This window comes from Plantactinospora sp. KBS50 (assembly GCF_002285795.1).
In the GTDB taxonomy this organism is placed as follows: domain Bacteria; phylum Actinomycetota; class Actinomycetes; order Mycobacteriales; family Micromonosporaceae; genus KBS50.
The window spans coordinates 312,996-333,812 of the sequence record NZ_CP022961.1 but is presented as its reverse complement, the minus strand read 5'-3'; the positions used below and the strand labels follow the sequence as shown (position 1 = coordinate 333,812).

At 69.9% G+C, this 20,817-nt stretch carries 14 protein-coding genes and 1 pseudogene; 7 read left to right on the top strand and 8 right to left on the bottom strand.

The genetic code is table 11. The features are described from left to right. Positions 1–154 precede the first annotated feature (154 nt). The 3 genes from CIK06_RS01515 to CIK06_RS01505 all read right to left on the bottom strand — a co-directional run bounded on the left by CIK06_RS01515 (position 155) and on the right by CIK06_RS01505 (position 2,731). The gene (locus CIK06_RS01515) at positions 155–676 is read right to left on the bottom strand and encodes a GNAT family N-acetyltransferase (protein ID WP_095563299.1); all 522 of its coding nucleotides are present in this window, start codon (positions 674–676) and stop codon (positions 155–157) included. Then, entirely contained in the window at positions 673–963 is a 291-nt protein-coding gene (locus CIK06_RS01510) for a DUF1778 domain-containing protein (RefSeq protein ID WP_095567480.1), read from the bottom strand. The genes CIK06_RS01515 and CIK06_RS01510 overlap by 4 nt, the downstream gene beginning before the upstream one ends. An 841-nt stretch (positions 964–1,804) precedes the next feature. Then, positions 1,805–2,731 (bottom strand): polymorphic toxin-type HINT domain-containing protein, encoded by a 927-nt coding sequence (locus CIK06_RS01505; protein WP_095563298.1) that lies wholly within the window; start codon positions 2,729–2,731, stop codon positions 1,805–1,807. A gap of 260 nt (positions 2,732–2,991) precedes the next feature. Here CIK06_RS01505 and CIK06_RS01500 point away from each other — a divergent pair, with 260 nt between their 5' ends. The 3 genes from CIK06_RS01500 to CIK06_RS01490 all read left to right on the top strand — a co-directional run bounded on the left by CIK06_RS01500 (position 2,992) and on the right by CIK06_RS01490 (position 8,228). Then, on the top strand, positions 2,992–5,397 hold the full coding sequence (locus CIK06_RS01500; RefSeq protein WP_157756561.1) for a hypothetical protein: 2,406 nt from the start codon (positions 2,992–2,994) through the stop codon (positions 5,395–5,397). A gap of 316 nt (positions 5,398–5,713) precedes the next feature. Then, entirely contained in the window at positions 5,714–6,334 is a 621-nt protein-coding gene (locus CIK06_RS01495; protein WP_095563296.1) for an RNA polymerase sigma factor, read from the top strand. After that, positions 6,321–8,228, top strand: a complete 1,908-nt coding sequence (locus tag CIK06_RS01490; protein WP_095563295.1) for a GGDEF domain-containing phosphodiesterase — start codon at positions 6,321–6,323, stop codon at positions 8,226–8,228. The genes CIK06_RS01495 and CIK06_RS01490 overlap by 14 nt, the downstream gene beginning before the upstream one ends. 51 nt (positions 8,229–8,279) lie before the next feature. Here CIK06_RS01490 and CIK06_RS01485 read toward each other — a convergent pair whose 3' ends face one another. Both CIK06_RS01485 and CIK06_RS01480 read right to left on the bottom strand, forming a co-directional pair. Then, entirely contained in the window at positions 8,280–8,831 is a 552-nt protein-coding gene (locus CIK06_RS01485) for an SLATT domain-containing protein (RefSeq protein ID WP_095563294.1), read from the bottom strand. Beyond that, a complete protein-coding gene (locus tag CIK06_RS01480) occupies positions 8,828–11,200 on the bottom strand; it encodes a metallophosphoesterase (RefSeq protein ID WP_095563293.1) in 2,373 nt (790 codons plus the stop codon). The genes CIK06_RS01485 and CIK06_RS01480 overlap by 4 nt, the downstream gene beginning before the upstream one ends. Before the next feature lie 184 nt (positions 11,201–11,384). Between CIK06_RS01480 and CIK06_RS01475 the strand changes: the two genes are divergently transcribed. After that, positions 11,385–12,500, top strand: coding sequence for a MerR family transcriptional regulator (locus CIK06_RS01475; protein ID WP_095563292.1), 1,116 nt, complete (start codon positions 11,385–11,387; stop codon positions 12,498–12,500). A gap of 66 nt (positions 12,501–12,566) precedes the next feature. On the opposite strand, the gene CIK06_RS01470 is transcribed toward CIK06_RS01475, so the two are convergent. Next, the gene (locus CIK06_RS01470; protein ID WP_095563291.1) at positions 12,567–15,017 is read right to left on the bottom strand and encodes a hypothetical protein; all 2,451 of its coding nucleotides are present in this window, start codon (positions 15,015–15,017) and stop codon (positions 12,567–12,569) included. 189 nt (positions 15,018–15,206) lie between these two features. Between CIK06_RS01470 and CIK06_RS01465 the strand changes: the two genes are divergently transcribed. Next, positions 15,207–15,866 carry a hypothetical protein gene (locus tag CIK06_RS01465; RefSeq protein WP_095563290.1) on the top strand — a complete coding sequence of 220 codons (660 nt, stop codon included), beginning with the start codon at positions 15,207–15,209 and terminating at the stop codon, positions 15,864–15,866. A 109-nt stretch (positions 15,867–15,975) separates the two neighbouring features. On the opposite strand, the gene CIK06_RS01460 is transcribed toward CIK06_RS01465, so the two are convergent. Together CIK06_RS01460 and CIK06_RS01455 are read right to left on the bottom strand one after the other, a co-directional pair. Then, positions 15,976–16,977: a zinc-binding dehydrogenase gene (locus CIK06_RS01460; RefSeq protein ID WP_095563289.1), complete on the bottom strand. Its 1,002-nt coding sequence runs from the start codon at positions 16,975–16,977 to the stop codon at positions 15,976–15,978. Between the two features lie 38 nt (positions 16,978–17,015). Next, positions 17,016–18,053 (bottom strand): sugar-binding transcriptional regulator, encoded by a 1,038-nt coding sequence (locus tag CIK06_RS01455; protein ID WP_232534399.1) that lies wholly within the window; start codon positions 18,051–18,053, stop codon positions 17,016–17,018. A gap of 333 nt (positions 18,054–18,386) precedes the next feature. On the opposite strand from CIK06_RS01455, the pseudogene CIK06_RS32250 reads away from it, so the two are divergent. Next, positions 18,387–19,819, top strand: a pseudogene (locus tag CIK06_RS32250) (ABC transporter substrate-binding protein). Positions 19,820–19,980: 161 nt separating this feature from the next. Further along, a complete protein-coding gene (locus tag CIK06_RS01445; RefSeq protein WP_198348067.1) occupies positions 19,981–20,817 on the top strand; it encodes a carbohydrate ABC transporter permease in 837 nt (278 codons plus the stop codon).

Below are 20,817 nucleotides of genomic sequence, written 5' to 3'. Positions count from 1 at the left end.
ATATTCACGGCCGACACGGAGAGTGACCGATCAGTGAAGGGCTCTCACCTGGTCTTTCGTGGCCGGCCGGATAGAGGTTCGGGGCGTCGGGCGGTGTTGACGGCAACCGTGACGGCAACGTGCACAGACCACCACACCCGAACGGATGCGCGCGCTACCCCGCGAGAGCTCGGCGGAGGTCCTTCATCAACAGCAGCAGGTGCATCGGATCCGTGGGACTCGGCTCGAACTTGGCCAGGCGCAGATAGAAGTCGCGGGCGGCGTCGGTCTCGCAGTGGATGAGCACCGCGCGGACACCGATGACCTCGGCTGCGGCGGCGATGCGCCGCAGCGCATCAACCACCAGGGCACGTCCGAGTCCGGCGTCCTGGGCGCTGCGGTCGACGCCGAGGCGGGTCAGGATCACCACGGGCTGGTGGTAGCGGCCGGCACCCTGCCGCAGCCGTGGGGAGGCGTCAGCCGGGGCGACGCTGCCGGCAGCCAGGGCGTAATAGCCGATCACCCGGCGATCCGGGTGATCGGCGTCAGCGACGACGTACACCCGGGACAGCCCGGCCCGGTGCGCCTGCAGGGCGTGCTCGGCCAGCCAGACCGACTGAGCAGGCGAGCCGCAGTCGAAGCCGGTCACCACATGCATGGCCGACAACGGCTCGACCGACGAGAAACGCGAACTCACCGCTGCACCTCGCCCGCCGAGCGGTCCAGAACCGTCGGCCCAGCCACCAACTCGCGCAGACCGGCAACATCCTGGGCCGGGCGGTCCAGCGCCTCGTCGAACACCCGCCACGCGGCCTCGTCCAGCAGGAACGCTCGCCGATCGGCGAGCACGTCAGCCGCCGCGTCGGTGGCCGCCTTCAGTACGAACGTCGACACACTCGCACCGGCGGCCTGGCTGGCCGCCTCCAGCAACGCCTTCTGTTCGGCATCCACCCGTAGGTGTAGCCGCTCCGCCTTCGCACTCATCACCCGAGTGTACGCACAACGTACGCCACCACGAAGGCTGGACCCGAGGCTGGTCCAAATCTGCTCTACATAATCAAGACGGCCCGGCTGACGCCGGGCCGCGCGCACGCGCTACGGCCTACGGCCCCGCGCGCACGCCCACGAACGCCGAACCATCCAGTCCCGAGCCCGACCGATCCACCGGCCGAGGCCGCGACGATCCCTTCACCAACCACCCACGGCGAATGCTTCCGGGGATCGACGCCGCACCGCTACGCGGTGCGCCACCGCCCAGCCACTTACTCGCTGCGACCGCCCGGCACGGATCGGTTTATTGGCATGCGTCCTACTCTCTGACGGCAACCGTGACGGCAACCCGGGCTAACGACCACCGACCCGCACATCCAGTAGTCACGGTCGGTGACTAGACCCGCTCAAGCTGCGCGCAGCAGAATACTGCGCCAGACGCGACCAAGTGACCGATTCGCACAGCATCATTCCGTCCGTGCTGACAGAATCGCCTCGCGCTCTCTCTCGTATACGGCCACCGCCCACTCCCGTCGTTCTAGATACGCCTCCCAAAAATCGCGCTCCCTCCAAGCCTTAGGCCCGATTGTCAGCAGCCCGGACTCATCGAGCGAACACATCCAGTTCGGGGGAATTACTGGCGATGTGACTTCGAATAGGCGCACATCGAATAGAGCTGGAGGCTCACCGTTGACGACCTCAATTCGAAAGTAGGAGGGCCGATCGGCAAGCGATGAGATCTCAAGCACCGCGTACTCGCGTCCTACCGACAGAGCATCGACCCCCTGGTGGGACACGCCCTCTGGCCGTCGGCCCGCATATTTCACCCGCACCGCTACCTCGCGTTCATCACAAATTTATAGTCGTAGTCGTAGGCCACATTTCCAGTTCTCGAATTGTAGTAGTAATGGACTTGGAAATCCCCGTAGGAACTCTGATGCGTCCTCGTCGTATATTTGCCCCAGTCCGCAATATCGCTGCCATCGCGGGTTAGGTGAGCCCGGAGCTGTTGGTTGCCCAAGTCGCTACCACGGATGATGAGTCGGGACTCACCAATAGCTTGGCTCGTAAGGCCGCCGCCCGGCGTGAACATGGAATTCGCCGATTCCAAACGGAGCTGATCTGCCAACTTCTGCCCGCCCGCTGACCCCGAAATAGAGCAACCGTTGGTGTTGTGGACCAAGACCGGGGTGTTGCCGGCGAGCACATAGTACGTGTGGATGTCGGCGACCGTCAGGTTGTACAACCAATGGAGCCCGGTCCAAGTCTTGACAGCGGCGACAGTGTGGGTTGCGCGACCAGCGGCGTCGAGGAGTTGATCACCCACGACAAGATCCGAAGCGTCCACCCAGGCATGCCGATTAACCGACCAGAACGGGTGGTGCCACGTCGTGTGCAAGACCGATTCGGCGCCCGTCACACCATCCTCAAGTGTAAGATCAGTTAGCTCTTGGTCATGGTTCCGATGAAGCTCGGTGACCACCTTGGCTGCCGTCTCGCCAGTCTCCGGATCGGTTGCCCGAACCTCGTCGCCAACCTTAACCTCATCAATCCTCTTGGTTTCGCCGTTCGCCAAGAGGACCAGAGTCTCTGGGTCGAAGCTATTGAATCGGCAGCCCAACATCCTGCTCTCGGCGCTACCAGCGGCGCGTTCACCTGCGGCTATCGCACGAGTTTCGCTCACGCCGCTGGCGCTCAAACCTCCGCCCCCATACATATAGAAGTTGGAGATTTCGGTGAGAACAGCCTCGCCGCAGACCATCGGGCGCAGGTTCGCCAAGACGGTGGCCCGCGGTGCACTCGCCCTGCACGGCGTTGGTGCGGCCTGATCGTCCTGCGCGGCGGACCTGGAAGGGCGGATTCACCGAGAGTTCCGCTGCGGGCCACGCCCCCGACGCCCGCCATGCGGCAGTGTTGACGGCTGTGCCGTTGCGGGCTGGTCGTTGTCCGCGAGCCCACGGCTCTCCCCAGACAGGTCACGAAAGCGCAGATGAACAGCGAGCAAGTCGCGGCGTACCCGTGGTGACGGTGCTCGACCGGGTCGGGCACCCGGCCGCGACGGCGACCCGGATGGCGGCCCGGCGCCGCGCCGGCCGGGCCGTGCTCGCCGCGCTGCCCTGGCTGCTGGTGCTGGCGGCGCTCGTCGCGGCGCTGCTGCGCACCGGCACCCCGGCGGCGGCCGTGGCCGGCTACGCGGTGTACTGGCTGGCCCTGGTGCTGCCCGGCACGCTGGTGCATCGGGCACTGCGCGGCAGCCGGGGCAACCTGCCGGAGGATCTGGGCTACGGCGCCGCGGTCGGGCTGCTGCTGGAGCTCGCCGCCTGGGCGTGCGCCACCGGCACCGGCCAGCAGCACCTGCTGCGCTGGTGGCCGGCGCCGGTGCTGGCGGTGTTCCTCGCGGTGCCCCGGTTGCGGCGGCACTGGCGGATCGCCGAGCGCCGGCCGGCCCCGCCGGCCTGGACGTGGGCGATGGCCGGCGTACTGCTGCTGATCATCGGCTGGGCCGCGCTGTTCTGGCTGGAGAACCCGCTGCCGCCGGTGGGTTTCAACTACTACCAGGATCTGCTCTACCATTTGGGGCTGGTGCAGGAGCTGACCCGGACGATGCCGTTCGAGGTTCCCCAGTATGCGGGCGAGTCGCTGCGATACCACTACCTGTCCGACGCGCACCTGGCCAGCGCCGGCCTGAGCACCGGCATCGCGCCGGCGACGGTTCTGCTGCGGCTCTGGATCGTGCCGGTGGCCGCGACGGCCGCCCTGGTCACCGCCGGGTTCGCCCGGGAGCTGACCGGCGCCTGGCGCTCCGGTCCGCTGGCCGCGGCCGGGGCGTACGTGGGTCTGCCGCTGGCCCTCGGGGCACCGATCGTCGCGTACGGCAACTCGCCGCTGTCGTTCGGCAGCCCGTCCCAGACGTACGCGCTGCCGTTCCTCGTGGTCCTCGCCGGGCTCTGCGTCGACGTGGTCCGCGGCCGGTCGCTCGGGGCGGGCTGGGTGCTGCTGGCGGCGTTGGGTTTCGCCTGCACCGGCGCGAAGTCCAGCGCGCTGCCGCCGCTGCTCGCCGGCCTGCTGCTGGCGGGCGTGCTGGCCGGGTGGCGCCGGCGCCGGGTGCCGTGGCCGGCGGTGCTGGCGGTGGGCACGCTGGTGCTGGCGATGCTGGCGGGCTTCCGGCTGTTCGCCGGCGGCGGGGCGGGCACCCTCGGGATCCAGCCGCTCAGCCTGTTGCGCTGGATCGAGCCGTACGCGCAGACCGTGGGCGCGGGCGACGGGGTGGCGCGCGGTGGGCTGCTGCCGCCGGGGCTGGCCGGGGCGCAGCGGGCGGGCTGGGTATTCGCCGCCGGCGTGGTCGGCTGGTGGCTGGTGGCGCAGTCGGCGCGGCTGGTCGGCGTGCTCGCGCTGGCCGGCCGTGGCCCCCGCGCCGATCCGGCGGTGTGGCTGCTGGCCGGCACGGCGCTGGCCGGCACCGGCGCCGCCTGGCTCTGCTGGCACCCGTCGGCGAGCCAGTTGTACTTCTTCCTCTGTGCGCTCCCGTTCGGGGTTCTCCTGACGGTAAACCTGCTGGTGGCGGCCCGGCCCCCTTGGCGGGTACTCGGTGCCGGGCTGGCGGTGGGCGCCGCCGCGCAGGCGCTGCTGCCCGATCTGGCGGAGCCGGAGCGCACCGTGGACGCCTGGTCGGCGGTGCTCACGACGCTTGTGGTCCGGGCGCTGGTGCTGGTGCTCGGGGCCGCGCTGGTCGCCGTCGTGGCGGCCAGGGTCGCGCCGGCTGCGGACCTGGCCGCCAGGTGGCGATCACGTCGATCCCGGGGGCAACGACCGGCCGGACCGGCGCCGGAGTCCAGGACGACGCCGGATGCCGGTACGCGGCGGACCGTGGCGGTGGCGGCGGTCGGCGCCGTGGCGGCCCTGCTCGGCGCCGGCGTGGCCGCCGGGGCTGAGCCGGTGCTGCGGCTGGCGCTGCACGGCCCGGCCGGGACCGTCGCCGACAAGCGGCTGCTGGTCACCGCGGACGAGATGCGGGCGGCGCTGTGGCTCGACGCGCACGCGGCCGACGACGACGTGGTGGCGACCAATGTGCACTGTGTGCCGGTCCGGACCGTGCCGCACTGTGACGCGCGGGCGTTCTGGGTGACCGGCCTGGGCGGCCACCGGGCGGTGGTGGAGAGCTGGGGCTACACCGACGAGACGGTGGCCGCGAACGGACGTTTCGGGCTGAAGTATCCCCGGCAGCCGGCCCCGGACGCCCAGCGGTACGAGCTGAACGAGCGCGCCTTCACCGCGCCCACGCCCGCGGTGCTGGACCGGCTGCGCCGGGAGTACGGCGTGCGGTGGCTGCTGGCCGACACCCGCGCCGGCCCGGTGTCGCCGGATCTGGCCCGGCTGGCCCGGACCCGGCTGGTCCGCGGCCCGGTGACCGTCTACGCCCTGCCGTGAACCCGCACCCGGGATCGCCACGGAAGGTGATCGACGACGCTGCGTAGCGTAACTCTCGCCCATCCCACGAACGCCTTGCGCAGCGTGCCGCAGCGATGACTTTGTGGCGTGCGACCAGGCAAACCCCATGGTCATCGATCTCTAGGAAGATTGTGGACAGTGCGGCACCTACATTCGCTCCCCGCCACGGATAGTAATTGGCGAACGAAGGGTGACGAGGGGGAACGATGAACGAAGCGCTGGCGAAGCCGCTCTCCGGCTACCGGGTGGTGGTCGGCCGAGCCATGCTGGGCCACGGCGATCCCCGGGAGGCCGCGTGATCGGCGTGGAGGGCACCGCCGCCCTGGTCCCGGAGCCGGCCGACAGCGAGGCGGCGCGCAAGGCGGCGGCCCGGATCAAGGCCGAGCACGACCAGGAGTTCGCCGCTTTCGCCGAGGACACCTACCACACGGTGGAGCGGATTCTCCGGGCCGGATGTTGGGACCGCGAGGTCGTCCAGGACGCCCTCAACGAGGCGTACCTGCACGGGCGGGTGCAGTGGGCCAAGCTCCGCACGTACACCAAGCCGATCGGCTGGGTGATCATCACGGCCCGGAACAAGATCCGCAAGGAGCGCCAGCGGCGGCAGCGCGAGGCGGCGGTGGCGCCGGAGGATCTGCCCCCGGCGCCGCACCCGGGCGTCGCCGACGTGTGGGAGGCACAGGAGACGCTGCGAGGCTGGTTGCAGCAGCTCCCGTCGCGGCATGCCGAGGTGTTCCAGATGGATCGGGAGGGATTCTCCAACCGGGAGATCGCCCGCCTCCTCGGCCTGGCCGAGAACAGCGTCCGCTCGTACAAGCTCGCCGCGAAGAGACGGCTGCGGGAACTGGCCGAGGAAGCCGGCTACACGGACCCGGAAGGCCACCGGCGCCAGGGAGGCAGCCGTGGATCTCGATGACATCCTGGCGCTGGCCGAGACGAGCCGGCCAAGCCCGCTGGAACTCGCCCGCGCCCGCCGCGTCGCCCGGGCGGCGCAGGGCCAGCACGACGCCTCGCTGGTCGAGGGGTACGAGATCATCGTCGACACCGATCTCGTCGATCCCCTGACCACCGAGGTCGACGAGGCGACCAGGATCGCCCGCGCCGCGCAACTGGTGCAGTTGGGCACGATCACCTGGACGGCCGGCCAGGGCGGCGACGATCCGGGGCGACTGTCCTGGTCGGACGAGATGGCGATGATCTTCGGGTACGCGCCGGGAACGCTGCGTCTCACCCCCGAGACGCTGACCAGGCTGGTGCACCGGGAGGACCGGGAACGGGTCCACCGGACCGTCCGGGCGGCATGGCAGGGGCGCCGGCCCGACGAGGTCGGGTTCCGGGTGGTCCAGCCGGACGGCAGCGTCCGTGACGTGCACTGCCAGGTCGAGATCCTCACCACCGGGGGCGAGCCGTCCGGGATCATCGCCACGGGCGAGGACGTCACCGTCTTCGAACTCGCCCGGCAGGAGCGCCGCCGGCGGGCCACCCGCCGCCGGATGCTCTGCGCCGACCTGGCCGTTCCGGACGTCGTGACCGGGCTGCCGACCCGCGGCTACCTCACCGACGAGGTCGACCGGGCCCGGCGTACCACCGGCGGGGCGCTCATCGTGGTGGCCACCGCACCGGCCACCCGGCTGCCCGACACGCTCACCGACCAGGATCGCGACGAGTTGACGGCGGCGATCGCCGGACTACTGCGCACGACGGTCGGCGACGAGGTCACCTGCGGGCTGGTCGGTCCCGGCCTGTGGGGCGTACTCCTCGCCCCGGCCGACGGGTCCGCGGAGGCCGCCGCCCTGGCGACCCGGGTCGTCGACACGTTCCGGCGGCACCTGTTCGGCGTCCCGCGCAAGACGTTGCGGCTCAACACCTGGGCGGGTGTGGTGCATTTCGCCAGCGACGTCGAGGCCACCGGCTTCGACCTGCTCGTCGACGGCGAGCACGCGGCCCGCGACGCGCGCCGCAACGGCACCCCGGTCACCGTCCTCGACGAGCCGGTCGCGGAGCGGGACCGGACGCAGCGGTGCCGCTCCCGGGTCCGGCAGGCGGTGGCCGACGGCAGGTTCGCCCTGTACGCGCAGCCCATCGTCGACCTGCGCCGCAACGAGGTCACCCGGCACGAGATCCTGTTGCGGGTACGCAGCGAGGCCGGTGAGCCCACCGCGCCGTGGGCCTTCCTCGACCTGGCCGAGCGGACCGGCGAGATCATCGCGGTCGACAAGTGGGTCATCGATCACGCCCTGGAACTCATCGGGCGGGGCGCTCAGACCTCCCATTACCAGGTCAACATCTCCGGCCGGTCGCTCGCCGACCCCGGCCTGCTCAACCACGTCACCGAGGCGATCCACCGGTACGGGGTGAAGCCCGAATGCCTGACCTTCGAGATCACCGAGACCGCCCTCATCGAGAACCGCAACGAGGCTCTGGCCTTCGCCACGGGGATCCGGGAGGTCGGATGCCAGCTTGCGCTGGACGACTTCGGTACGGGGTACGGCGCCCTCGTCCACCTGAAGTACCTACCGGTGGACCTGGTCAAGATCGACGAGGTGTTCGTGGTGGATCTCTGCCGCTCCCCCGCGGACCAGGCCGTGGTGTCGAAGCTGGTCGAGCTGTGTCACACCCTGGGCATCAGTGTCGCGGCCGAGTACGTCCAGGACGAGGAGACCATCGAGTTGCTCAGGAGTTGCGGGGTCGACTTCGTCCAGGGCTATCAGACCGGTAGGCCCGAACCGATAGCGGTGAGCCCGGAGCGTCCGGTGCGGACGGTCGAACTGTTGCTGGGGCCGCTGCCGCAGCAGAGCGCCCTCGGGTGAGCCGGCCGGGCCGGTCCGCCGGCCCGGCTACTGCTCGATCCGCCGGCCCGGCTACTGCTCGGTCTGCCGGCGCAGGGCGGAGATCGCGGTGCTGAACTGGCTGACCCACTCCGCCGTCTCCGCGTTGGTCAGTTCCAGTACGTCGGTGAGCAGCCCGTCGACCAGCTCGATGCCGGTGGCGGTGTCGTCGCGTGACTCCAGCGCCGCCCAGTCCAGGTGGAAGCGCACCATCCTGGCCTGCAACGCCTGGGCCGTGGTCATGTCGCGCATCCAGCCGGCGGACAGTCCGAAGAAGTGGTCGAACGCGACGCAGCCGGCGGCCAACGCGATGAGGGCGTAGCCCCAGGTCGAGTCCCGTCGGGAGGTCAGCGGCGCCAGACCGCCGGCGACCGCGAGGACGACGGCCGCGGCCCGGAGCAGGCGCGAGGCCCAGCGCTTGAACCGCTTGTCCCGCAGATACCACGAGGTGATCTCGGTGGTGTAGCGCACCGCCCAGTCGTGCAGTGTCCGCAGCGCCGCCGCCGGATCCCGCCAGGCGTCGCGGGACAGGTCGGGCGGCTCGACGGGATCGATGTCCCCCCGGCTCCAGCGGCCCCCGCTCATCCCTTCAGCGTCCAACGTTGCTTGGTGACCCAGTCGGCGCCCGGGGAGAGCGCGTGCTCCCGCCACTCGACCGCCACGAAGTCGACGCCCGGCGCCCGGGTCGGCTGCAGCACCTCAAGGATGGCGTAGTGGTTGGGCTGGCTGTGTTCCAGTTCGTGCTCGCTGACGCCGGTGCTGCCGCAGCCCGACACGATCATCAGCCGGGGCGGGGTAGTCGTGTCCATCTGCGGATCCCGGACGAGCGTCTCGCGCAGTTGTGGCTTGTGCTTGTGGCCGTGCAGCAGCAGGGAGAAGCCGAGCCGTTCGAGGCGCTGCTCGACCACGCCGGCGTCGCGGACCGTCGACACGTCCAGGACGATCTCGTCTCCCCGCCGGGGCTCCAGCGGTTCGGGGAAGGGATGCAGGTGGTGGTGCATGACCGCGACGCGCACATTGCTCGACGGCTCGTTCTCCAGCAGCCGGGCCACCTTGTCCAACTGTCGTTTGCCGATGTAGCCGTAGTGGTTCTGGTCGTCCTCGAAGATGCACGAGTTGAGGCCGACGATCGTCAGCGTCCCGTCGGTACGCCGATAGACGATGTCGTTCGGGCGGGGCCGGACCGAGTTGGTCCGCATGTCCCAGCTGATCAGCGGAAACAACTCGCGGAACAGTTCCTCGCCGTAGAACCGGTGTGCGAACGACAGATAGTTGTCGAACCGGTTGGCACGGTCGGACCGGGTCTGCAGCCAGTCGATGTCATGGTTGCCCGGCACGATGGCGACCTGGCTGCGGTGCAACCCGAGGTTCCCGCACAACTCGGTCAGAAAGTCGTGCAGCTTCTCGAACTCCACCCGCCGGCCGGTGTACGTGGAATCGCCGGAGACCACCAGCAGGGCGTTCTCCGGCATGCAGTCGGACCGACGCAGCGCGGCCTGGAACTCGTTGGTCAGCTCGACGCTGAGCCGGTTGGAGTTCTCGCCGTCGTAGAAGCCGTGGGTGTCGATGACCTCGCCGTCGCGGGTGATCGACCCGAAGTGGATGTCCGAGATATGAAAGATCATGCGCCGTTGGAAGGTGGAGTCGTCCGGCCAGGGCTCCTGTCCGCCGCCCACCGCGACGGGCTCCTCGCGGTGCGCCACCTCGGTCAGCCAGTGCACGAAGCCGTCCGGGTTCTTCAGCTCGAGACCGGCCTGCGCCAGCATCGCGATCTGCTCGGCGGTCGAGGTCAGATGCAGGCGCTCGGCGTCGTAGCGGACGGCGGCCCGGGCGTACCGGTAGGCGGCCTCGACGTCACCGAGGACGAAGCTGGCCTCGGCGCAGACGAGATTCGCCCACGAGTCGGTCTCCCAGCCGGCCCGCTGCGGAACGTTCACCAGCAGCTCACGGTAGAGTTCGAGGCCCGGCTCGGGGTCGTCGGGCGACGCGATGATCGCCATGCCGGCCCGCGCCACGGCCAGGTAGAGCGAGGTGGGCGAGAGCGTGGCGCCCTCCTCGTACTTGTCCAGGGCCTCGGTGTAACGGCCCAGCCGCTTGAGGGCGCCGCCCATCATGCCCAGCGTCTCGGGGTCGCGCCGGTTGAAGCCGAGTGCGGTCTCGAACGCCGCCAGCGCCGGCTCCAGCTCACCGATCTTCCGCAGGTAGAACCCGCGCTGCCGGTGCACCTCGTAGTCGGTGCTGTCGGCGACGGCGTCCAGCACGGCGACCGCGGTCTGGAAGTCGCCGCCGGACGCGAGCCGTTCGCTGAGGGACAACAGTGGACCGGTCGGCAGGTTGGGAAACGACCGGGCCCAGTGCCAGACGGCGACCAGTTGCTCGACGTTGCGGCTGCGTTCGATCTTGTGGTTGAGCTCGCGCTCGAAGGCGAGTGGCTCACGTCGGGGGTCGAAGCTCAACCCGAGGTTGTGAAGCGCGGTCCAGACCGGGTTTTCCATCGGGCTGTCCGACCGTAGCGCCTGCCGCAGCCGGCGCCGGAAGCTGACGTCCTGATCGAAGTTCGGACTGTAGAACAGCACGCGCTGGCCCTTGATGTCGAAGGGCAAATCGGTGCCGCTGAGTGCGATCAGGATGGTGTTGCCCGGCGAGATCGCGAGGCGGACCCCGAGTTCAAGGTAGACGCTGCCGTTCCACGGGCTGAGGTCGGCGATCACGGTGTCCGCCGAGTGCAGGTGCCGGAACGCCTGGTTGATCACCATGCCGGGCTCGGCGATCTCGTCGGCCCGCATGGGCGACCAGCCCTCGTGCGCGGCCACCGGACGCAGGACGTCCTGATAGAACCGGTCGAAGTCGTGGACCGCACCGGACTGCAGCTTACGCATCCCGAACGGCATGATCACGAACAGTTGCTTCGACCGGACGGAGCCGATGGCCGCTGTGTCCTGCCCGTCACTCATGGTTCATGAAACACTAGCGGCCGGCCGCATTGTGCGCCATGACGGGTGCCCGACAGACCGTCCACATCGGCGTCGGCCGGGAGAGCCGGCTCCGTGGCGGAGTCCGTCGAAGTGATTCCGGTACGCCGCACCACCCGACTGTGGTCTTGAACCTCACGCCGCGTCATGCCAGATAGTCGGTGGTGTGGCGGAACACCTGACCGTGGGACGGGTGGCGGAGTTGGCCGGCGTCACCGTCCGGACCCTGCACCACTACGACGAGATCGGCCTCCTGCAGCCGTCCGCGCGGACCGCGGCCGGACACCGCGCCTACTCCGCGACCGACGTGGAACGGCTCCGGGAGGTGCTCACCTACCGACGGCTCGGATTCGGACTGCGCGAGATCGCGGAGCTGATCGGCGATCCGGCCGCCGACGCGGTCGCGCGCCTGTGCCGGCTGCGCGCTCTGCTGCTGGAGCAGCGCGAACGCGCGGCCGCCATGGTCACGGCCATCGACCGGGAACTGGAGGAACGGGCAATGGGGATCAGGACGACCCCGGAGGAGCAGCTGAAGGTCTTCGGCGCCCGGTTGTACGACACCATCGGGTCCGCCTACCCGGCGACCCGGCGCACCGAGCCACGAATCGCCGCGCGGATCTGGGAGGCGCTCGGCGACGCGCGGACGGTGCTGAACGTCGGGGCCGGCACCGGCTCGTACGAACCGGCCGACCGCGAGGTCACGGCCGTGGAGCCGTCGGCGGTCATGCGCGCGCAGCGTCCCGCGGACGCGGCGCCGTGCGTGGCCGCCGCGGCGGAGCGCCTGCCCTTCCCCGACCGGTCCTTCGACGCCGCGATGGCGGTCAGCACCGTCCACCACTGGCCGGACCCGGCCGCCGGGTTGCGGGAGATGCGGCGGGTGGCCCGCCGCGTGGTGGTGTTGACGTACGACGCCGACGACACCGGCTGGCGTCGACGGTTCTGGCTCACCCGCGACTACCTGCCCGAGTTCGCCGACCTGCTGGCCGGCTGGCCGTCCCTGGCCGACCTGACCCGGACGATCGGCGGACGCGCCGAACCGGTGCTGATCCCGTGGGACTGCGTCGACGGCTTCTTCGAGGCGCACTGGCGCCGACCCGAGGCGTACCTGCAGGAGCCGGTGCGCCGGGCGGTTTCGGTGTGGACCAGGGTCGGGCCGCGGGCCGAGCAACGGGCGGTCAGCACCCTCCACGAGGACCTCGCCTGCGGCCGGTGGGCCGAACGCAACCGGGACATCATGGCCCTCGACACCGCCGAACTCGGTCTCCGCCTGCTCGTGGCCTGAACCGCCACACCATCTTCGCCAGGAGCAGGCGACCGCGCCAGGAGCCGGCGATGCCGGTCCGCTGCCTCAACCGTCGAATCTCTGCCATGCGCGCGCGATGCGCAACAGGACGCCCACCCGTGTCGGGTCTGCCAGCAGGCGCGCTGCTGATTCCGCCTCGGTGAGCAGTCCCGCCGCACGGTCGTGGTCGCTGACCACTTCCGCGACAGCGGCAAGAGCCAGCGCCCGGCTGCGGCTGTCCTCGATGGATTCGGCGATGGTCTGCGCATACCCGACGTCGTTGGTTGTCGAGGCGACCGTGATCGCGAGGAGGGATTCGCCTTGCCTCGCCGCGTCGGGCAGGGAGCGTGCCAGCATCTCGGCGTGGCCCGGCTGAAACCGCGACATCGCGCCCAGCAGCCGAGGCGAGGGAACTGCGGCCAACAGGTCCGACCAAAGCGACCTGTAGGGGTCATCGGCGAAGACCTGGATCGCGGATTCCGGATCGGCCTCGGCGCGGGCTTCCGCCAGCAGCTCGAGCGCCCTCGCCGCGCAGTCGTCGCACCGGCACGCGCGGACCGCCCTCTCCGCCTCGGTGAGGTACGGACGGGCCTTCCTCAGGCCGAGGATGCGGATGGCTGCCGCAGCTACCCGGCCCAACAGCCACATCGGAGGACCGTCGATGTCCGTGTAGTCGATGTCGCCGTTCCAATTGACGTAGTCGGACCGGGCGATCCGCCACGAGTCCTGAAGTAGCCGCTCGGCGCGCTCCGGGGCGAGGCCGGCGACGGCCTCCGCCACGACTGTCTTTTCTCCCGCGTCGGCGCCGGCCGCGGCCTTTTCCGCGACGCGGAGCGCGGCTGCTCGGTCGGTGACCGCCAGCACCGCCACCAGGTTCGCCAGCGCGGAGCCCCTGCCGGCGAAAGGCTCGGTTGCGAGTGCGACCATGCGTTCGGCGCCGGTCGGATCGAGTTCGGCCAGGACCGTCGCCGCGCGGACGAGCGCGATTGCCTGTTCACGGCCATCCGCGATGTGCCGGGCGGCGCGTGCCGCCTGAGCAAGGAGCCGGTTCGCTCGCGTCGCGTCCCCCTGCACCAGCACCGACGCGATCCCGGTCAGTGCGGCGGCCCGGGCGACGAAGTCCGTTCCGGTCGAGTCCGCTATGCGTTCGGCGTCGTCCGGCTGGGTCGTTGCCACGGCCTTGGCCACCTCCGCGAGCGCAGAACCGCGCTGCACTTCGCTGGGGATCTGCCGGGCCAGCCGCTCAGCTTCCCGGAGCAGCCGTGGTCCGGCCAGCAGCGGCGGCGCGGCGGCCGATCCGACGCGTTCGATGATCGCCGCCGGCGCGACGGATGATCGCGTCGCCGGCCGGTAGTGCTCGGCCAGCAGCGCGGTCGCTGCTCGGCACGCGACCCGGAAGTACCAGGTCTGCAGGGCCGGTGGTGTGGAGCGGCGGGAGGCGAGGATCAGTCCCTCGGCGCACAGCGCGAGCAGTATCAGATCGTGCCAGTACGACATCACGCCCCGCCCGGCGAGCCAACTGTCGCCGGCGGATCGCATCTTCCGGACGAAGGTGGCCACCTCGGGTTCCAGCTTGAGCGGCTCGACGCCCTGGGGGTCGATCACCAGATCGATGAGTTCGGCCTGGGCATCGAGGCCGCACGTTGCGACGCGGGGGCCGAGCGCGGTGAGGCAGAGATACACCTGGTCGCGAGCGAGCGGAGAGTCGGAGGCGAAGCGGCTGAGGTCGATGAGCCAGAACGAGTCGGTGCGCTGCGCCCGCCTCGGCACAATGATGTTGCCGGGATGCAGGTCGCCGTGGGTGAGGCCGGACCAGTTCCGTATCTCGACAGGCTCACCGAAGTCGTTCCGGCTGCTGGCCAGGGACCAGGGGTTCGCCTGGGGACCGCGCTCGTCTGCGAGGTTCAGCCAGCTGTTGCCGGTCTCGAGGGCCTCGGGCGCTCTCTGGCCGAGCCAGGCCGGGATGGCACCCCTGTCGCTCAGCCGAAAGTCGCCCAGCATGGAGCGGAGAAGGGACTTCGCGTCGGTCCTGACGGGTGTGGGAACACCAGCGTTCCACTCGGTCAGCAGTTGACCCGCAAGCGTCTGGACCTTGTCGGTCCAGCGCTGCCAGCCACCGGGCTCGGACAGAGCCTGCGCCAGCGTCCGATTGTCCCGGAGATCGTCCCCCGCGACCTGCTGGAGCAGGATCGTTCCGCCGTCGGGCAACGCGATCGGGTCGTACGCCTGCTCGGCAAGGTGCGCAGCCGCGAAGGCACGGTTGGCAGCCCTGGCCCGCACCAGGCGTTCGGACTCGAACACGCCGTCGCCGCGCGGGCGGCACCGCTTCACGACGACCGCGCGGAAGCCGTCGCCGGGAATTTCCACGGTGGCCCGATAGACGGACGCGTCCGTCATCCCCGAGTTGAATTCGGCTTCGAGTTCCAGCCTGGCGCCGGTGCGATCGCTCCAGCTCAGCAGCGCCTCGCGGGCGACGTCGTCAAGATCCGGCCCGTTGCCTTCCGCGGTCATCGCCATCCTGGAGCGGCTCCCTGTCGTCGAGACCAGCAGGGTAGGACCCCGAGTCGATCTGTTCTGATCTGGCCGCCCGATCCACGCGGGCCACGACTCGCCGCTGACCACTAGTATCGGGCCATCAAAGCACAGCGCAACCGGCCCAGCCGCCGGCTTACCGCCGCCATTGTCGCAACCGTCCTGGTCGGCCTGTTGCTCACGGCCGCCCTGGTCAGCCGGCGCGAACTCGCGAGCCGCGTCCTCGGCACGGAGGCGTACAAGACGCTGCTGCAATTCCTCCTCGTGGCCGTCCTGGGCGGTGGGACATCGCTGCTCTACCAGGCCCTCAACCGCCAGGCCGACGAGCGGAACCAGCGCGCGCGGCGCGATGAGGACCGCTCGATCGTGTTGCGCGAGGCCCGTCAGCGCTGGCTTCGGGACACGATCGAGCAGTACCAGTCCGTCAAACGCGCCCGACGCCTGTTACGCGCCCAGGCCCTGGCCCCGGGTTCGAGGAGGGCCGGGCCTCGGGTGAAGGTGGGGCGATATGACGAGCTCCTGCAGGTTGTCCTCGACGCCCAGCTGTGGCTCGAGGGCATGGTGGCCATGATGCGCGCGGACAGCACTCTGTTTCCGGAGAACCCTGACGTGACGGCCGCGGTTGTCAGTGCCGAGGAATACCTTCGAACCCTGGTGACCGAGTACGAAGGATTCCTGCCCTCCACCCAGGCACGGCAGGAGGACGACCTCGAAAAACTGCCGGTATTGTCCGAGTTCATCGGACCGTACGAGCTGTCCCAGGGGTTCCGCCATCAATTCACCCGGCCGATGCAGCGCGTGATCGCCGAATTGCAGGCGCTGTCCCTCGGCTGATCCTTCGGCGCTGCCGCGTCCGGAGGCGTACCACTTCGGGTGACCGGCGCCCCGCGTTGCGGTGCGTCCGCGGCTTGGCGCCGGCAGCGCGCGGCTAGCACCCGGGTGGTCAGCTGGCCGCCACATCGATGACGACCTTGAGGCCCCCGCGACCCGCCGCGGCCTCGAACGCCTTTGCCGCGTCGGCGAGAGGGTAGCGCTGGGAGACGAGCCAGGGCAGGTCCACCGCCGTCCGGGAGCCGAGGTCGATCGCCCGCGCGTAGGCACTTTCGGTCATGCGTCGGGCGCAGGCCAGGGTGAGCCCCTTGCGACGCAGCAACGACGCCTGAAAGGTTGTGGAGTCCTCGTCCGGGATGCCGACGAGGACGATCCGGGCGCCGGGCCGGACGAGTACGCCGGCTCGTTCGAGCCCGTCGTCGGCCCCGCTGACCTCGAAAGCGACGTCGTATCCGCCGTCGAGTACCGACTTGGGGGTGACCTCCTCCGGCGCCACCGCGACGCTGGCACCGGCCCGTCGGGCGGCCGCCCGGCGGTGGCTGAGCGGCTCGACGGCCAGCACGTCACAACCGGCCATCGCGGCAAGCTCGATCAGCATCAGGCCGATCGGGCCGCATCCCACCACCGCGACCTTCCACCCGTGCCGCAGGTGGGCGAGGTCGGCGGAGTGGACGGCGACGCCGAGCGGTTCCAGGAGGGTGCCGCAGGAGGGGTCGTAGCCGTCGGGCAGCTCGTGGATCTGCCGATCGGGCCAGGCCATCAGCTCGCGGAGGCCGCCGTCGGTGCGCCCGTGGCCCGCGAACGACATCCGGGTACAGAGGTGTTCCAGCCCGGTGCGGCATTCGCGGCAGTCGTGGCACGGTTGCGCCGGGTCGAGGCCGACGCTGCGGCCGGCCAGGGGGCCCGTGACGGCGATGCCCGCGATCTCGTGGCCGAGCACGAGCGGCTTGGTCAGCACGGCGTCGCCGATGGCGCCCTCGGTGAACCAGTGGAGATCGGATCCACACAGCCCCACGCTGGTGATCTGCACGAGGCTCTCGCCCGGGCCGGGCACCGGGTCCGGCATCTCGCCGACCCGGATGTCGCCGGGGGCATGGATGGTTACGCAACGCATGATTCGGTCTCCTCCGACGGTCCGCGCTTGTGGGGCTTTCAGCTGGGCGTTCGTGAGCGGTTCGTCGACCGGCGCTCGCCGTCGTGGCCGGGAGCAATCGGGCCGTGGGCGGTCGGGTCGGGGGCGGTCGGGTCCGGAGCGGTCGGGTCGGGGGCGGTCGGGTCCGGGGCTCCGGCGGCGGCCGACAGCAGCAACTCCGCTGTTTCGACGTCGGTCACCAGGCGGTCGAAGTATCCGGCGCGGGCGCCGACCAGGATGGAGTTGACCTTCTCCCGTCCGGCTCCGACCGCGATGACCACCGGAATCTCACGAAGCGTCGCCAACGGCGTGGACAGCAGGCGTTCGCTACCGGGGAAGGCCACCTCCCGACCCCTGCCGTCGTAGAACCGCGAGACGACATCGCCGACGGCCTCCCGCAGCGATACCGCGTCGGCGGGGACGAAGGACGGGAGCGACGAGCGGCTCAGCGGCGGTGCTCCCACGCCGATCACCGCGCAACTGGCCGTAGCCCAAAGGTCCAGGACGCGGCAGATCGAGGGCTCACTGCGGAGCATCGGATACAGGTCGGGGCCGGGAAGCGCCGGCGCGTACAGGAACGCCGGACGTCCACCGGTCCGCTCGCAGAAGTTGCGGGCGATCTCGTTCGGTTGGTACCAGGCGTCGGGCTCGTCCCGGCCGCCGAGCATTGGCGCGATGACGATGCCGGGCAGCCGGGGCAGCGGCGCCCGGGACGACTCGTACACCATCCGGCCGCTCGCGGTGAGCAGGACGTCGCCCGGGCCGAGGTTCGCGGCCGTGAGCGCGTCGCTGAGGGCCGGTCCGATGTTGGCGGCGGCGACCAGCCCGTTGTCGGCCGGCTCCGTCAGGTGTACGGCGGTCAGGCCCAGCGACTGAGCGGTGGCGCGGGCAAGTTCCGCCGTGTCCGCAAGGGTGGGCGAGGAAATCTCGATCTTGACGATCCCCTGCCGGCGCGCCTCGGACAACAGCCGACTGACGCTGGCGCGGCTGACGCCGAGCCGGGCGGCGATCTCCGCCTGGGTGAGGTCGTCCAGGTAGTACAGCCGAGAGGCCAGCACCAACTGGTGTACCGGGAATCGGGAAGGGGGGACATTCGCGGACGCCATGGCGTGAATTCTCCCCCCTGATCGCGGTCGAGCGCCGAATGTGCTGAGCAACCGTACGGCAGAACATTAGTTCTGGACAAGTGTCCACGGAGCTTCTAGTGTTGCACGAACATTTCGAAGCAGCAGCCACCGGGCGAGGAGGGCTGAACGTCCGAGTGGGACCGCCAGACATCGCCCGGACGCTGCCGGCGGGCGTGGCCGGCCCTCCCCCTCGCCCACCCACACCCCCACACCCCCACACTCCCGTCCCGGCCGCGCGTCGGTGACCTTCGAGGAGGAACGCTCATGAGTCGTCCACCCGCCTCCGGTCCGGCCTGGAGCCGGCGCAACGTCCTGAAGGGCCTCGGTCTCGCCGCGGCCGGTATCACCTCGGCTCCGGCGCTGGCCGCGTGCGGAGTCGGCACCGGCGGGACCGCGCCGGACGCGGAGAACGGCGCCAACGCGGTCACCGGCGCCTTCGACTGGAAGAAGGCGAAGGGGGCGACCATCAAGATCCTCCAGACGCCGCACCCGTACCAGCAGAGCTTCGCCCCACTCCTGAAGGAGTTCACCGAACTCACCGGCATCACCGTCCAGGCCGACCTGGTGCCCGAAGCCGACTACTTCACCAAGCTCAACACCGAACTCGCAGGTGGCTCGGGCGCCCACGACGTCTTCATGACCGGCGCCTACTTCATCTGGACCTACGGTCCGCCCGGCTGGATGGAGGACCTCACACCCTGGCTGGAGAACTCGGCCGCGACCGACCCCGACTACGACTTCGAGGACATCTACGAGGGCCTGCGGACCTCGACCCGCTGGGACTTCAAGCCGGGAAGCTCGCTCGGCAGCGGCGGCCAGTGGGCCATCCCGTGGGGCTTCGAGACGAACGTGGTCGCGTACAACAAGAAGTACTTCGACTCCCGGGGAATCACCCCGCGGAGACCTTCGACGACTTCGTCCAACTCGCCATCGACCTGACCGACCGGTCACAGAACCGGTACGGGGTGGCGTTCCGGGGATCACGGTCGTGGGCGACCATCCACCCCGGGTTCATGACCCAGCTCTCCCGCGAGGGCGGCCGGGACTACACGGTGGACGGCACCACGTACACGGCCGCGATGAACTCTCCGGCCGCCGTGGACTTCACCAGGAAGTGGGTCGAACTCGCCAAGCAGGCCGGCCCCACGTCGTGGACGACGTACGAGTACCCGGACTGCACCGGGGACCTCGGCGACGGCCGGGCCATGATGGTCTACGACGCCGACAGCGCGACCTACCCCAAGAACGTCAAGGGCGCGAGCAAGGAGGCGGGCAACCTCGCCTGGCACCCCGGCCCGGCCGGCCCCGACGGCAGCTACGCCACCAACCTGTGGACGTGGTCGCTGGCGATGAACTCGGCCTCGAAGAACAAGCTGGCCGCGTGGCTGTTCATCCAGTGGGCCACCGGCAAGCAGGCGATGAGCAAGGCGACCTCGCAGGGCGTGTTCCCCGACCCCACCCGCAGGTCCGTGTTCGACAGCGCATTCAAGCAGACCATGGGCGGATTTCCCGGCTACCTTGAGACCTTCGAGAAGGTCGTCGACAGTACGAAGATCCAGTTCACCCCGCAGAAGAAGTTCTTCGAGACCACCGAGGACTGGGCGGTGGCGCTGCAGGACATCTACGCCGGAGCCGACGCGGGCACCAGGCTGAACCAACTCGCGCAGGCGAACACCAGCAAGGTCAACGCTGGCTGACGTCGGTCGAGGTGAGGTTCGAAGGAAGCGATGTCGAGGTGACTACCACCCAGGAAACCCCTCGGTCGCCGCAACGGGCGCCCGAGGGGAGGGCGGGAGGCGTAAGGCCGGTCCCCGCCGTACCCGCGTGGCGGCGCAGGGCGCGGCCGTACCTGCTCGCCGTGCCCGCCGTCGCGCTCATCGTCGGGATCCTCTACCCCTTCGCGCTCGGGGTCTACTACTCGGTGCTGGACTACGCGGCGACCAACCCGCTGCCCTCGTTCGTCGGGCTGGAGAACTTCCGGAGCGTCGTGACCAGCGGCGAGTTCTGGGGCAGCGTGCGGTTCACCCTCGTGTTCGCGTGCCTTGCCACGCTCGTCGAGACCGTCCTGGGCGTGGGGATCGCCCTGCTCCTCAACCGCTCCAGCCTGATCGGGCGGGTCTTCGAGAAGGTGCTCATCCTGCCGCTGATGGTCGCTCCGGTCATCGCCGGCGTGATCTGGAAGCTCCTGTTCAATCCGCAGTTCGGCGCGCTGAACCACATTCTCGGGCTCGGCTCCACCTTCGACTTCCTGAGCCGGGAGCGGGCGCTGTACTCCATCGTGCTGGTCGACGTGTGGACGTACACGCCGTTCGTGGCGATTCTCGTCCTCGCCGGCATCCGGTCGTTGCCCCGCGAGCCCTTCGAGGCATCCGAGGTGGACGGCGCGAGATGGTTCTACATGTTCCGCCGGCTGATGCTGCCGATGATGTGGCCCTACATCCTGGTAGCGGTGATCTTCCGGTTCATGGACTGTCTGAAGGTCTTCGACATCATCGAGGTGCTGACCGCGGGCGGCCCCGGGACGGCGACGCGGTCCCTGCAGGTCGGCGCGTACGAGGACTCCATCATCAACTTCAACTACTCGCGCGGCAGCACGTACATGTTCATCCTGTGGGCCATCGTGTACCTGGCGGCCAGCTATCTGGTCAAGGTGCTCGGGCGGACACAGCGACGGGCCGCGGGAGCGGGGGACTGA